Here is a 14280-nt window from a genome sequence, read left to right as displayed (position 1 = left end):
AAACCTGCCTAAAAATCCAAGAAACAGAAAATAAAGTCATCCTAAGCGACCAAAAGATAATCAGCGAAGAATCTAATTACGTAAAGGAAATGGGCGAATTACGTATCTATCAATCGATCAAAAGTCCGGTATTTGACGAGCAAGGTAACGTCATTGGTTTATGTGGTATTTCCACTGATATTACCGAACAAAAACGACTAGGAAAAGTCATTGACGAACAACAGAACTTACTCAATGTGGTCCTTGATAATATCGAAGCACATGTTTATATGAAAAGTGAAGATAGACGCTTTTATACGTCAATTCGAAAGTTGCCGATGTTTTTGGTTTACCGGCCTCGGAAATTATTGGTCAATTAGAAACAGATATTCTTCCCAAAGAAACAGCGGATCATTTTCATCAAAGTGATCGCGAAGTGTTCAGCACCAATAGCATACAACGAACAGAAGAAAGTACCGTAGATGATGCCGGCAATGAGCAGCACTTCTTAAGTACGAAGATACCTATCATACGTGATAATAAGCTTGCGCTGATTGGATTCTCTTCTGAAGTCACCGAAATCTATAAAATGAAAGAGCAGTTTAAACGCTTGGCGAATACCGATTATTTAACCAATCTATACAATCGACGCTATTTCATGGAACAAGGTGAACGTGAATTTTCTCGGGCGAAACGCCATCACAACCCCTTTGCGATTATCTCCATCGATATTGATCACTTTAAAGCGATTAATGATAATTTTGGACATCCGGCGGGTGATCACGTATTAAAAGTCGTCAGTAAAAGCCTACAAAACAGCATCCGAAAAGAAGATATTTTAGCGCGTATTGGTGGCGAAGAATTTACGATTATCTTGCCTGAAACGCCATTCGAAAACGCACAAATTTTGGCAGAACGTACCAGAGAAAATATCCAAACGCAGTTCATTTCCTATCAAAATGGCGTTGAAATAAAGGTGACTGTCAGCTTAGGCGTTACCTTGATAACACCTGAAGATATCAATTTTGATGCGGTATTAGTGCGTGTTGATGATGCGTTATATAACGCTAAAAGCAATGGCCGCAACCAAGTCTGTAGCTTATAAACGGCCGCTACTATTAAGCATAAAATTGAACAAAGCCCCCTGTAGCAGCACAGCTAAAATACAAATGAACCGGTTACGATAATCGCCCTAATTGGCTTTGAAAAAAGTCTAAAAACACACGTGTTTTAATGGGAATATCTCGGCTTTGGTATAACACACTGAGCTGCAACGCAACCGGCTGTTTAGCTAATTTTAACCGCTGTAAATCACACGCAGCTTGGCAACTGTAATCGGGTAATTTTGCCACCCCTAAGTTTTGTTTCACCGCTTGTAAACGCATCGTTGGGCTAGTAAAAGTTGCCCGCCCTTGCACTGCCACTGAAAGCGTATTTTCACCATCACGAAATAACCACTGCTCTTGCTGTTCAGCAAGAATACAGGGAAACCTCTGTAAATCATTCGGCTCAATAATCTCTGTATTAACAAAGCCGGCGGCAGCAAAAATAGATTGTGGGAAACTGAGCAGTGTTTTAGCTATCCAGTTGGATGCTGGCAAAGTCGATTCATGCAAAACAAAAGACAGATCATAGGGTAAATCACTTTCTGGCAAAGCTCCTGAATAGTGACTGCAATTAAGTATTATTTTTGGATAACGTTTAGCAAAATCCGTTAATAACTCACTGATTATTTGATTAAAAAATTCCAATGGTAAAAGAATATTCAGTTGCCCTTTGGGTTCATTAATAAAGGATCCAATCTCCTCTTCAACTCCTCTTAAGGCATCAATATGGCTTTTACTCGCTTGATAAAGTAACTGGCCACTTTCAGTCAATTGCTGTTTTCGTGTGGTGCGTATTAATAACTGGCTACCAATACTTTGCTCTAATTGTACTAAATGACGACTTAGTTTTGATTTGGGAATATTGAGTTGTTTAGCTGCACGGGTAAATGAGCCCGTTTCAACTAAACAAACAAACATGGAGAGATCATCTAAACTGGTTTTCATTTCGGCTCACTGTTCTATATATGCAACAAAGATTTCCATTAAACCTAGCTAATCAACAAAGATCAACTTAGGTACACTCATTTACAGTTATTAATTAAGAGGATAAACAAATGAGTAATGTAGAAATAATAAGTGCAGAGAACTTCAACGAGCAAGTTGAACTTCATAAAGGCTTTGTTTTAGTTGATTTTTTTGCCGAGTGGTGTGGACCTTGTAAAATGATCGCGCCACTTGTTGAAGAGGTTAACATTGAATTTAGCCATCTTAAAGTGGTTAAAGTCAATGCAGATAACGCGCAAGAGGTTATGCGTCAATTCGGTATTCGTGGTATCCCAACACTACTGTTATTTAAAGACGGTAAAGTAGTGGCAACAAAAGTGGGTGCGTTATCATTGCCACAGTTACGTGATTTTATTAACGCTAATATCTAAGATTATCTTTAAACATTTAGCATGATGGTTGAAGATTATCAGCTATGTTGTTCACTTCGTTTAACCTTTAAATGAAGTGAATAACATAGATCATATTGAGCACTTATTGACTACAAATAAGCACCTATCGACTACACGATTTCCCATAAAATGAACCGCTTTTAATCATGCCATTAGTATCTGTTATCCAATGAAGGGTGCAATCACGGTAAGGATTAGTAAAGGTATGCAATCTATCCCCATTTTCAAATTCCTTTTGTGTTTCTATCCATGCAAAGGTTTTTGACTCAAAAAAACTAACAGAGTGATAATGTGGTGTGAGATATAGCTTTTGTAAGTCTTTAATATCGCTGCCATAAGCACTTTTAATTTGCTCACTGGTACCCACAATCTGACTAGTACAGCCACTTAATAACAATAAAACAAAAGCAGGCCCTGAAATTGAAGCCAATAATCGTAATAAATTCATCCTATTCTTCCTTAATTTTGTATGAAACTAACCAGCCCTATTAGCATAAGTAATTAGCAACATAATAAGCATTAGTTAGTTGATACTCAGTAGCTTTTCATAACGTCGTGCGGCCACTTGTGCCTCATGCCATTCATCACTCGCCATAATATCTCGCAACAAATCCTTACGTGCCATCTCATCGAGTTTAACCACATCAAAGGCCGCTTGATAAGGAATCGTACCTTGCTCTATTTTCTTGAAGTCGTAACCCGTTTTATTTAAAAGAAAAACAATACTCGCCCCTGACCCATAGAAGGATTCAAAAGCAAAATAGTTAATAACATCATTTCGATTACGTAATTTAGTCGCTAAATTAATGTTGTTATGTGGCGTATCCATTGCTAACGGCACGTTATCAATGAACTTTTTGTTTTTATAAATAGGTAACAATTTACGCTCAACTAACGCATCAACGTATTTAGCCGTGCCTTCCCCACGCTCTTGATTCAAGCCATGGCGATATATCAAACTGCTTTTATGCTCCATTGGTTTATCGGCTTCTAAAATCGACTCCACCACCGCAACATACTTTTCTAATACGCTTAGCGCAGTGGCTTTACTCGTATTACCCGGAGAATCAGGATAACCTTTAAACATATCAAGCAGATAAACCTGCGTAGTTAATGTCGCTAAGTTGAGAGGATATTTTGCCAGTTGTGCGCTATCCATAGGATTCAACTGCTCAGCGGTTGGGTTTTCTTTGAAATGCACAGATTGGTAATTATGAAACGCCTCATGAACGGCAAAACCCGCATCACTGCTATACAAAACATTGTCTATTTCAACGGCTGATTTTTCAAAGGTTTGCAGGTAATATTTTTTGCCTTGAATCGGATAATGAAAAATAAAACGACTGTTCGCCCCATCACTTTTGAGCTTATCGGCAGCGACTTGCATGCCCTCTTCATATTTAACGATATGCAAGCTTCCAGCTTCATTTTTACCTAAGGTATGTGTACTGGATATATTGGCATATGGATTAATAATATATGCGCTTTCAGCATCTTTTAAATCGCCACTAGGCGTATGTGTCGCGCGAATAAGATACATAGGAGTGCGTTTGAAATTATAACCCGGCCATATTTTATTCACCTCAATTTCATCCATCGCGGTTTCAATTTGCTTGAAGAATTTCTCATCAAGTTGGCTAGCAAGCTCAGTCTCACCCGCCGTAGGTTTAGGGGCATAATTTTTATTTAAAGCGTCTTTGTCACAAGCCACCAGTCCGAGTGTGCAGAATGTAAAAACAGCCATGTGTTTAAATTTCATGTTCTTTCCTTTCGAGGCTAAAAATGGCGTAAAATAAATGTAATTGGCAATTAATTGACGGCCACTTTAGCAATCTAAACGTGAGGGGAAAGTAAGCTTGTGTAAGCATTAACAGAGCATGTAAGCGTTTGTAAGCAGTGCTTATATTATTGAACTTTTCGCCGTAAACTAAAGCACTATAAAATACGCGTAAACAGCATCTGTAAAAACACTTTGGCATGGACAAAAAATGAATAAACGAAAAATACTGATCATTGAAGATGATGCTGAAATTTCACGGTTAACCGCGATGTATTTAGATGTCGAAGGTTACGACAACCAAATAGTTGATGATGGGAATCACGCATTACAGGCGATAAAAACCTATCAGCCCGACTTAATCGTATTGGATTTGATGTTACCGGGCATGAGTGGCATCGAGATCTGTAAAGCCGCAAGAATGTTTTATGAGCAACCCATTCTGGTATTAACCGCCTGTGATGACGATGTAAGTGAAGTGAGTTTATTAAAATTAGGTGCCGATGACTTTTTACTTAAACCATTGAAACCTCATGTATTAGTGGCTCGTATTGAAGCCCTTTTACGCAGATCCAAAACACTGATAAAATCTCAACAAGAGATCACTCAAACACCTGTAAAAGACGTTGAACCACGCTTGATCATTAACAAAAAAAACCAACAGGTAAGCCTTGATGGGCAAAAGTTATGTTTTACGCATGCAGAATATCAGATGCTGTTATTGCTTAATGATAACAGTGGCCAAGTGGTCTCACGCGAAGATTGTTGTCAGGCATTAAGAGGCATTGATTATGACGTCAATAATCGCTCAATCGATATGCGAATTTCAGGGTTACGTAAAAAATTAAAAGATGACAAAATCCCCTATCAAATGATCACGACCATCAGAAATAAAGGTTATATGTTGCTCAATGGAAAATAACTCACCACGGCTATTCACGCGCTTATATACCAGCATTATTTTTGCGTTATTGTTTAGCGTGCTACTCACCCGCGTTTCTGTGCAACAGCTCTTTGACCAAGACGGCATCAACGATTTTGTCCGTGATACGCACTACATCTACTTACAACTGCAGATACAAATAATCGCATCACCAGAGAAAGTCCGTAACATGCCTCATGCTGGTGTCGCTTTTATCAATGAATTTGACCTACAATGGCGCGCCTTATCTCAAAAAATCCCTTTCTGCACTGACTGCAATTATATCGGTGATGCTAATGGCATTCGAGTTTTTGAATTAGCAGACCTGCGTTTATTAGCGGTGTATGACCTTCCTGAACATAATTTACAGCTGCTCATTTCCGATTCACTGCAACAATCAACGCCACAAAACAATGAGCCCAACCAAGAGTGGGCGGAATATCAAGAAATAGACGATGTAGATGTTGAGCAAATTGTCTTTTATCTGTTTACGTTAATTTCAATTATTGCCATCGGGGCCGCGGTTTATTTCCCTATTAGCCAGTTACAAAAACAAATCATGACCTTAGTCGCCACCAATAAGCAGTTTGGCGAAGGTAAGCTAAACGTACGCTCAGACAGGCATTTCTCTAAACCGTTAGATGAACTTGCCAGCAGCTTTAATAATATGGCTAATGCCATCACAGATACCGTCAAAGAGAACCAAATTTTTGCCCAAGCGGTGCCCCATGAAGTGCGTACTCCCTTGAGCCGCATTCAATTAGCGGTGGGTTTATTACAAAAGATGAATGAAGACCAACGACAGCTTGCATTGCTTGAAAACATTGAAACATATATTGATGATATTGATGATTTAATTAGTCAAATAGTTGCTTTTTCTCGGCTTAATAGCGTCACCGATGAAACACCTGTGCAACAGACACAAAGCATTCAACTGAGTACTTTTGTTGCATCACGCTTAGCCTCGATTAAGCATGACTCAACCATCCACACTGTGATTAATATTGATGCGTCTATACACTATATCGCCAATCCCATGTACTTAAGATTAGTCTTAGATAACCTGATGAAAAATGCACTGAGCTACGCAAAAAGTGAAGTACGTATCAGCGTAAAACAGCAGTCGGGCCATTTTATACTGAGCGTTGAAGATGATGGACAAGGGATTGCGACGGAGCACTACGAAACCATATTTTTCCCCTTCTCTCGTTTGGATAAAAGCCGTAGCCGTAAAACCGGTGGTTTAGGCATTGGTTTATCGATTACTAAAGCAGCAACCAAAAAAATGCACGCAGACATTGCCGTCGGTAAAAGTGAATTAGGAGGCGCTCTATTTAGGTGCTTTCTGTTTAAACATAGCGTCTAAAGTAATCTAATAAGCATTTTCTCCCCACCCTATTAAAATCATTATGATTTTAATATCCAGCACCTAATTGTCATTATTAACCGCGATAACAGGTCATGCTTTTGTGTAATTTTGAGTTTAACCTAAACTATAAAATTGCACTGTTTAGTAATCTGTTTTGCGAAAAACACTCTATTACCAAGCATGACACTCTGACGAGGAATAAGACGTGGACTTATCAACTGATAGCGATGATGACTTCTTGTTTGAAGAAGAAGCAGATAGCGAACAAAAAAATGAACAGCAATCCAAGAAAGTAAATTTACTGATTGTGGATGATGAAGCCGGCGTACACGAGGTAACCAAATTGGCCTTACGCAATTATTCATTTAATGGGGTCGGTTTAAATATCTTGAGTGTTTACTCAGGCCAGGAAGCGATTGAATTATTACAACAACGTGATGATATTGCCATCATATTACTCGATGTCGTGATGGAGAGTAATGATGCAGGTTTGAAAGTAGCCAATTGGATAAGACGTGTTAAAAGAGATCATCGTGTGCGTATCGTATTACGCACCGGTCAACCAGGCGATGCCCCCGAAGAACAGGTTATGCTGGAATACGATATTAATGACTACAAAGAAAAAACTGAATTAACCAACCGTAAATTAAACACCTTAATGCATGCCTGCCTTAGGGCCTATAATGACATTGTCACCATCGAAGATACCTGTAATCAACTCACTGACATAGTGCGCTCCGAGAATAACAACTATCAATTAAGGCCCGTAGAATCATACAGTAACGGTGTCATTAACTTATTGATGGATTTAATGACCCACTCTCGCAGTTACCTGTGCGCAAGTTATACCAACGACTCCCCTGAACAAGCACTGATCACCTGCTCATCAGGCCACTACAGTAATAAAAATGGCAGTAAACTCAGTGAGCTTGTTGACCTTAGCCGTTTTACCCCATTATTAACAAAAAATGAAACCGGCTTTATCGAAGATAAAAACCAGTTTTTAGGTTATGTCCCAAGTGAATCAATTCATTACCTCATTGTATTAGATGAAATCGAATATCTTAAAGAGTCGAGAGAGGATGTGAATATCATCGAGCTCTTTATGCACCATATCGCACAGTGTTATCGCAAGTAAAAAAGCCACTGCAAAAGGAAATAGACAATGCCTAAGCAACAGAATAACCAGCAAAGCGACGCCCTAAATTGGAGTGATAAGCTAAACTATCTTGCCCTAACGTTGACACTGCTGGCGGTATTATTTTCATGTTTTTCATACTTTTCAATGCAAGCCTTACAAAAAGCGAGTGAAAACCGCTACCACTCTTATTTGCTCACCGAACAACTCAGGTTAAGCTCAGATCAACTCACACAAATGGCACGCGCACATGCAGTCACAGGCGAGCAGAAATATTTACTTTTCTTCAAAAAAATACTCGCGATTCGAAATGGCAGTATGCCCCGCCCCGTCAATTATCATCGTGTTTATTGGGATATACTGGTACCTGAAAATGGCCAAGCCCCTTTTATTGATGGTACTCAGTACCCCTTGCAACAACTAATGGCACAAGCGGGATTTACGCAACAAGAATTTGAACAACTAAAAAAATCACAACAAGCGTCGGATAAACTGACAGATTTGGAGTTCCTCGCGTTTAATCAAGTTGCAAGCGCATTATCAGAGCAAACAGATTATAGCCAATCAGCACTAAAAAATTCGGCACTCGCACTGCTTTATAGTGAAGAATACTTGCAGGCGAAGTCAGAGATAATGTCACACATTAATACCTTTTATCGCCTACAAGAGGAACGCACAGACGCAGAGGTTCAGAGCACAGCGCAAACACATAACGTTATGACCACAGTGACCTTAATCAGTTTCATTGCCTTATTGATAGTCCTCGTTTTTAACTTTCGATTGAAGCAGAAAGTAACATTGCAATTTATCTCCATGTTAAAAGAGGAAGTGGATCTACAAACTAAAAAAATCCAAGAGCAGAATGTCCAATTAACAAACTCAATGGAAATAATGGAAAGTACCAAAGTGCAATTGGTCGAGTCAGAAAAAATGGCATCGTTAGGTTCCTTAGTCGCAGGGGTTGCCCATGAAATTAATACCCCTATCGGCATCGGTATTACCGCGATAACGAGTTTACAAGAGGAAGTGAAAAAATTGGGCCTGTGTATTGAGAACAATCGTTTGTCTAAAAGCTCTTTAGCTAACTATTTGGATTTATTTGAAAAAATTTCTGACTTAGTATTGGTTAACCTTTCCCGAGTAGGTAATTTAGTAAAAAGCTTTAAACAAGTTTCTGTGGATCAAAGTTACGACGAAATTCGTCACCTTGAACTCAAAGAGTATGTGCAGGCCGTGGTTGATTCAATCCTGCCTAATTATAAATATCCCGACATAAAAATTAACGTCAATATTGATTCCTATATTATTTGTGATGTTTACCCAGGCGCCTTATCTCAGGTGGTCAGCAATTTAGTGATTAATGCCTTTGTTCACGCATTTGATAAAGAAAAAAAAGGGGAAATCATTATTTCAGCAACACAACAAGGTGATTTAGTCGCACTAAATATTAAAGATAATGGCCAAGGAATGAGCGAACAAGACAGGATAAAAGCCTTTGAACCTTTCTTTACCACAAAAAGAAACAAAGGAGGCACAGGACTTGGCCTACATATCGTTTACAACTTAGTGACACAAAAGCTATTAGGAGAAATACACTGTGAATCAGAGCAAGGTAATGGCAGTGAATTTAAAATGACCTTTCCACGTCAAGGGAAAGCGATCACCTCGCGACTTTAAACACCTAATTTCATGGAGATTAAAAAACCGCTATTGATATCCAGGGCTTAATTCTTCGCAATAATAAGGGTGCAGTTTAATCGTTATACAAAACAATGTTTTATTGAAAATTAAAACGTGTTCAACAACTTATATATTACAAAAAAATCACAATTACTTTCTAAATCCAATCTAAGATCAGATAATTAGATTAAATACTTAAAAACTCAGTTTCTCTTCAATAAAAGGTATAAAACATGAGCAAGACGCTAATTATTTTCTACCTATTTATCACAGTGTCAGTATCAGCGAAGCCAATGCCCGAGCAAGCACATTCCATTGTATTACCTAAAATAAGTAATCAAAATCCAATCACACTGGTTGCAGAACAAGGTTTTTGGACTGATTATTTGAAGCAACAATTAATACATCAATTTACCTTAGAGACGGGTGTTACCGTTCATGTCGAATCCATGTCGCTTGGGAAAATGCAACAAGCCGAAACGGCCGCCATGCAAAATGGGAATGGTCAGTATGACGTATTAACCCTAGAAGCGGGATGGGCAAAAGAATGGGCGGCTAATGGTTATACCGTGCCGATTAAAGAACTCATTACACGTTATGAACCTAATACGGAAAAACAAACAGACAATTTTATCAATAATTATTACCCCGCTTTATTAGATATTTTATCTTACCAAGGACAGCTACACAGTGTGCCTTACAACTCCTATGTGATGGGTAATCACTATCGCAAGGATTTATTTGAAAATAAGCAAGAGAGTCAGGCCTTTCTTAAACAGTATACCTATCCACTTTCCCCGCCTCAACGCCTAGACCAATTACTCGATATCGCCGCCTTTTTCACACGAAAAAAAGGCGATAAATTGGCCGGTAAAATCTTACGGGCAGACTTTTATGGCGTCGCCCTGATGTCAGGAAACCGCCCTCATATTAACGACGAATTATCATCTATTTTGTGGGGCTTAGGGGGGAAATGGTTTGAACCTGAATATGAAAATGACGAAATTAAAGGCTTTCATAGCCAAGCAGATTCAGACATTGCAACATCGGCGGCCAAGTATTACATCAATTTGATGCAATATGCTTACCCAAGTAATGCCAACTTTGCCTATTTAGAAGCAGCCACAGCACTCAACGAGGGACATGTTGCAATGTGGCCCTTTGCTTATAACAATTTATGGTCAGTATCAGGGCAAGTAAATGAAAAAACACCGGGCGCTGAATTGGGAATAAGTACCGTCGCAGGCGAAAAACCCTACCATGGCGCCTATTCTTTTGCAGTGAGTTATGACAGTAAAAATCCAGAAGCGGCTTATTGGTTATTAAAATACCTCAGCTCTTTTGATAGTCAGCTTGCTTATGCAAATGCAGGCGGTAATCCCTGTCGTTTAGATGTCATTAATTATTTATCCACCAACTTACCTAAGCAATCTGCCCAGTATCAAGCATTACAATCAAGCCTACAGGGAGATAAAAACTGGCAGGGTTTAAACCATTTATACGGTCATTTTTCTAGTACCGCCATGGGCACTATATATCCAGAACTGATGAAAGCGGCCTATAAAATTGCCACGCAATCACAACCGAGCGAGATAATATTGAAGCAACTTAATAAAACAATATCTATTTACCAAAACCTCTACGGCGAAAAAGCCATGTTGGCTGAGTAACTAAATATGAGAAGACTTTCTTTAAACAAACAATTTTATCTTGGCCTCTTCGCGATTGCAGGGCTCACTTTATTAACTATCTCAATTGCGAACCATACCGCACAACAGTTACATAAAGCTTATCAGCTTGCCACCAGTGACTTTATTCCTTTGATGCAAACCAGCAATAAATTGCAATCCACGGCGGCCAATTTAAAATCAGCCTTATTCAACATAAGAGCAGGCGCACAGAGCAACGATCAAGCTCCCTCGGTTGCTAACATCAATTTGTTATGGCGACAAACTCAAGCAATCACCAATAAATTAGCAGAGTCGCATTTAATTGATCCTAGCGAGCATGCACAACTCAACAAAGAAAGTCTGCGCATTAATGCTTATATCACGCACACTCAACAGCTCGCATTATTGTTAAAGCAACAAGCGGACATACAGCTACGTCTTAAAGAGATAACCCCTCAAGTGTTATCGCTGTTACGCAAAACAGACACACAATTATTATCCGAACTCACTAAACTAAGTAATAGTTTACACCAGTCAATTATTAACAAAGAAGGCGTAAAGAAACAACAAGTTATCTTTATGCAAATAAGACATTATTTCAAATTCTACAAACAAGCTTTGTTATTAGCGGAAAAGATTGTAGAGGCACAAAGTAGCCAGAGTGTGGTCAAGTTAAATAAATTAAAGCGTCACGTTTATCTGTTAGGCAATAAATTAGAAAGCACTGCGTATAAGACATCGAAAAAGCGATCTCAAGAGGTTTCCTTAGCGTGGATAACACAAGCATTTTCTATTTATAAAGGTAAACACTCTATTTTTAATACACAACTTAATGCAATTCGCACCGAGGCTGTCATTGAAAGTCTGATTAATCAGCAGGTCGAAACCGCTGAACAGTTATTACAAGATGCTAAAAAAATTCATTTACATATTCAAGATATGTTAGAAAATGAGGCAAAAAAAGAGCAACAAGAAGTGGTGATTAAACAGTATATTTTATTAGGACTTGCATTAGGGGCGATTTTAATGAGCTTACTGATTGCTTGGCAGTTTATTCATAAAAAAGTAGTAGAACGGGTATTACGTATTCGTAAAATTATGTTATTACTGGCACGAGGAGGAACACTGGTAACCATAAAAAAATACAATAACGATGAATTTGGCGATATGGAGCAAGCGCTAATTAAATTACAAGGTTATGTAAAACAAGTACAAAACCAAGCCATCACCGACCCCCTTACACAATTGAATAACCGACGATCTTTTGATAATACGTTAAGTAAAGAGCTCAAACGAACTCAACGCACTCATCAACCCATCACCTTATTTATATTAGATATCGATCATTTCAAGCAATTTAATGATCATTACGGACACCCTGAAGGTGATGCAGCCATTCAAGATGTCGCTAACCTGCTCATTAAAAGTTGTCTGCGTGAAAATGATTTTATTGCACGTGTGGGCGGCGAAGAGTTTGCTGTTATTTTGCCTAACACAGATAAATACAACGCAAAAATCATTGCAGAGCGCATCCAAGAAAACACTGAAATGTTAAACCGTCCACACCAAACCTCTTTGGTAACCGACTACTTAACACTTTCAATTGGTAGTATCACGATTGACGGGGTAGACAATATAACCGAAGAGGATATTTACCAATTGGCAGACCAAGCCTTATATGAAGCGAAAGAACAACGTAATGCCTTTGTTATTAATTAACCTTACCTCTGCGCTTTATCGTGGCGCTAAAGTCGATAACAATTCCATAATGCAATCAGTCAAAAAGAGAGCGCGACGACTTAGTCATAGACTTGCGTTGTACTATGGCGTAGCATTGCTAGTCAAATTTTAGTGTTCTTAGATAACATAAAATTTCCCTTCGTATAACCCTAGTAATATGGACTGGGGGTCTCTACCAGGAACCAATAATTCCTGATTACGAAGAGTTTAGTGCTTTGGCATTTTTCTCTTTGTAGCTGTAATCATATTCATCAGAAGAAAAGTGCTTATTTAAATTCTATTTATAAGAGCTAACCATGAAAAAATTTATCCAGACCCTACCTAAAGTCGAACTGCATCTTCATATAGAAGGCACACTTGAGCCTGAACTCATGTTTGAACTTGCTGCGCGTAACCAAATTTCCATCCCTTTTAGCTCTGTTTCAGAAGTAAAAGCGGCTTATAACTTCCATAATTTACAGTCATTTTTAGACATCTATTTTCAAGGTGCCAATGTGCTGATTAATGAACAGGATTTCTTTGATCTTACCTGGGCATATTTACTGCGCTGTAAAAACGATCATGTTATGCATACGGAAATAATGTTTGACCCACAAGCGCACACGCAACGTGGTATTAGTTTTGATACCGTGGTCAACGGTATTCACCGAGCGCTTATTCAAGGCATGCAAGAGTTAGGCATTACGAGTAGATTGATCATGTGTTTTTTAAGACACTTAGACGAAAGTGCAGCCTTTGAAACACTGCAACAGGCACAAAAGCACAAAGATAAAATCATTGCCGTTGGGTTAGATTCAAGCGAAATTGGCCACCCTGCAGCTAAGTTTGAGCGTGTCTTTGACCAAGTAATTAAAGACGGTTTTTTGACTGTGGCACACGCTGGAGAAGAAGGCCCAGCGAGTAATATTCACGAAGCCTTAGCGCTATTGAATATAACCCGTATTGACCACGGCGTTCGTTGCTCAGAAGACCCACAACTCATTAAGAAATTAGCCGAGAAACGTATTCCTCTGACGGTTTGTCCGCTGTCCAATACTAAACTGAAAGTGTTCGAGGCAATGGAAGATCACAATATCGTTGACCTGCTTCGTCAAGGTGTCTGTGTCACTATTAACTCCGACGATCCCGCTTATTTTGGTGGTTATATGACGGATAACTTTTTAGCCGTGAGCAACGCCCATCCTATGAGTAAAGCTGAAATAGCACAATTTACCTTTAACGCGATTGAAGCGAGTTTTATTTCTCGCGATGCGAAGATTCGATTAAATATAGTGATAGAAACTTATCTTGAGGTGGCACAACAGCATTAAAATAAAGACAAGATCTTCTATGCTTGCACCTCGTAATAGAACAGCGCTAAACGCATTATAAATATAAGCAGACAGATTAACGTTCAAAAGCAATGAACCACGAAGGCACGAAGAAAAAGAAGGTTAAAGAGCAAATTTAATTTTTGCTCTTGGTTTCTTCGTGTTCTCTGTGTAACGAAGTGGCTTAGTGGC

At 38.8% G+C, this 14280-nt stretch carries 13 protein-coding genes and 1 riboswitch; of the genes, 10 read left to right on the top strand and 3 right to left on the bottom strand.

The genetic code is table 11. The features are described 5' to 3' along the window. Both CXF74_RS19185 and CXF74_RS19180 read left to right on the top strand, forming a co-directional pair. Positions 1-359 (top strand): PAS domain-containing protein (locus CXF74_RS19185; RefSeq protein ID WP_157822459.1); only part of this gene is annotated, 359 nt, incomplete at its 5' end. Further along, positions 344-1084, top strand: a complete 741-nt coding sequence (locus tag CXF74_RS19180; protein WP_332870283.1) for a sensor domain-containing diguanylate cyclase — start codon at positions 344-346, stop codon at positions 1082-1084. The genes CXF74_RS19185 and CXF74_RS19180, both read left to right, overlap by 16 nt. 73 nt (positions 1085-1157) lie before the next feature. On the opposite strand, the gene CXF74_RS19175 is transcribed toward CXF74_RS19180, so the two are convergent. Continuing rightward, positions 1158-2030 carry a LysR family transcriptional regulator gene (locus CXF74_RS19175; protein WP_101084144.1) on the bottom strand — a complete coding sequence of 291 codons (873 nt, stop codon included), beginning with the start codon at positions 2028-2030 and terminating at the stop codon, positions 1158-1160. A gap of 110 nt (positions 2031-2140) precedes the next feature. Between CXF74_RS19175 and trxA the strand changes: the two genes are divergently transcribed. Continuing rightward, positions 2141-2461 (top strand): thioredoxin, encoded by a 321-nt coding sequence (trxA, locus tag CXF74_RS19170; protein WP_101084143.1) that lies wholly within the window; start codon positions 2141-2143, stop codon positions 2459-2461. A 124-nt stretch (positions 2462-2585) separates the two neighbouring features. On the opposite strand, the gene CXF74_RS19165 is transcribed toward trxA, so the two are convergent. Together CXF74_RS19165 and CXF74_RS19160 are read right to left on the bottom strand one after the other, a co-directional pair. After that, positions 2586-2930, bottom strand: coding sequence for a hypothetical protein (locus CXF74_RS19165; protein ID WP_101084142.1), 345 nt, complete (start codon positions 2928-2930; stop codon positions 2586-2588). 75 nt (positions 2931-3005) lie between these two features. Beyond that, positions 3006-4241 (bottom strand): hypothetical protein, encoded by a 1236-nt coding sequence (locus CXF74_RS19160; RefSeq protein WP_101084141.1) that lies wholly within the window; start codon positions 4239-4241, stop codon positions 3006-3008. Between the two features lie 229 nt (positions 4242-4470). On the opposite strand from CXF74_RS19160, the gene CXF74_RS19155 reads away from it, so the two are divergent. The 7 genes from CXF74_RS19155 (at position 4471) to CXF74_RS19125 (ending at position 14088) form a co-directional block, all read left to right on the top strand. Then, positions 4471-5181 (top strand): response regulator transcription factor, encoded by a 711-nt coding sequence (locus CXF74_RS19155; RefSeq protein WP_101084140.1) that lies wholly within the window; start codon positions 4471-4473, stop codon positions 5179-5181. Then, complete coding sequence (locus CXF74_RS19150) at positions 5171-6547, top strand: ATP-binding protein (protein WP_101084139.1); 1377 nt, start codon at positions 5171-5173, stop codon at positions 6545-6547. Before CXF74_RS19155 ends, CXF74_RS19150 begins: the two co-directional genes overlap by 11 nt. 208 nt (positions 6548-6755) lie before the next feature. Further along, complete coding sequence (locus CXF74_RS19145; RefSeq protein ID WP_101084138.1) at positions 6756-7688, top strand: DUF3369 domain-containing protein; 933 nt, start codon at positions 6756-6758, stop codon at positions 7686-7688. Positions 7689-7715: 27 nt separating this feature from the next. Continuing rightward, a complete protein-coding gene (locus CXF74_RS19140) occupies positions 7716-9365 on the top strand; it encodes a sensor histidine kinase (RefSeq protein WP_101084137.1) in 1650 nt (549 codons plus the stop codon). Between the two features lie 236 nt (positions 9366-9601). Further along, a complete protein-coding gene (locus tag CXF74_RS19135; RefSeq protein WP_101084136.1) occupies positions 9602-11038 on the top strand; it encodes an ABC transporter substrate-binding protein in 1437 nt (478 codons plus the stop codon). Between the two features lie 6 nt (positions 11039-11044). Further along, a complete protein-coding gene (locus tag CXF74_RS19130; RefSeq protein ID WP_101084135.1) occupies positions 11045-12757 on the top strand; it encodes a diguanylate cyclase in 1713 nt (570 codons plus the stop codon). Between the two features lie 140 nt (positions 12758-12897). Beyond that, positions 12898-12997: riboswitch (purine riboswitch) on the top strand. A gap of 77 nt (positions 12998-13074) precedes the next feature. Beyond that, positions 13075-14088 carry an adenosine deaminase gene (locus CXF74_RS19125; RefSeq protein WP_101084134.1) on the top strand — a complete coding sequence of 338 codons (1014 nt, stop codon included), beginning with the start codon at positions 13075-13077 and terminating at the stop codon, positions 14086-14088. Positions 14089-14280: the final 192 nt, after the last annotated feature.

The organism is Psychromonas sp. Urea-02u-13, from assembly GCF_002835995.1.
Taxonomy (GTDB): Bacteria; Pseudomonadota; Gammaproteobacteria; order Enterobacterales; family Psychromonadaceae; genus Psychromonas.
This window is presented reverse-complemented; position numbering and strand designations above follow the sequence as displayed.

Coding starts and splice junctions, on each gene's coding strand:
- CXF74_RS19175 (WP_101084144.1), bottom strand. CDS start 2,030: ATGAAAACCAGTTTAGATGATCTCTCCATGTTTGTTTGTTTAGTTGAA.
- CXF74_RS19165 (WP_101084142.1), bottom strand. CDS start 2,930: ATGAATTTATTACGATTATTGGCTTCAATTTCAGGGCCTGCTTTTGTT.
- CXF74_RS19155 (WP_101084140.1), top strand. CDS start 4,471: ATGAATAAACGAAAAATACTGATCATTGAAGATGATGCTGAAATTTCA.
- trxA (WP_101084143.1), top strand. CDS start 2,141: ATGAGTAATGTAGAAATAATAAGTGCAGAGAACTTCAACGAGCAAGTT.
- CXF74_RS19140 (WP_101084137.1), top strand. CDS start 7,716: ATGCCTAAGCAACAGAATAACCAGCAAAGCGACGCCCTAAATTGGAGT.
- CXF74_RS19160 (WP_101084141.1), bottom strand. CDS start 4,241: ATGAAATTTAAACACATGGCTGTTTTTACATTCTGCACACTCGGACTG.
- CXF74_RS19125 (WP_101084134.1), top strand. CDS start 13,075: ATGAAAAAATTTATCCAGACCCTACCTAAAGTCGAACTGCATCTTCAT.
- CXF74_RS19150 (WP_101084139.1), top strand. CDS start 5,171: ATGGAAAATAACTCACCACGGCTATTCACGCGCTTATATACCAGCATT.
- CXF74_RS19135 (WP_101084136.1), top strand. CDS start 9,602: ATGAGCAAGACGCTAATTATTTTCTACCTATTTATCACAGTGTCAGTA.
- CXF74_RS19130 (WP_101084135.1), top strand. CDS start 11,045: ATGAGAAGACTTTCTTTAAACAAACAATTTTATCTTGGCCTCTTCGCG.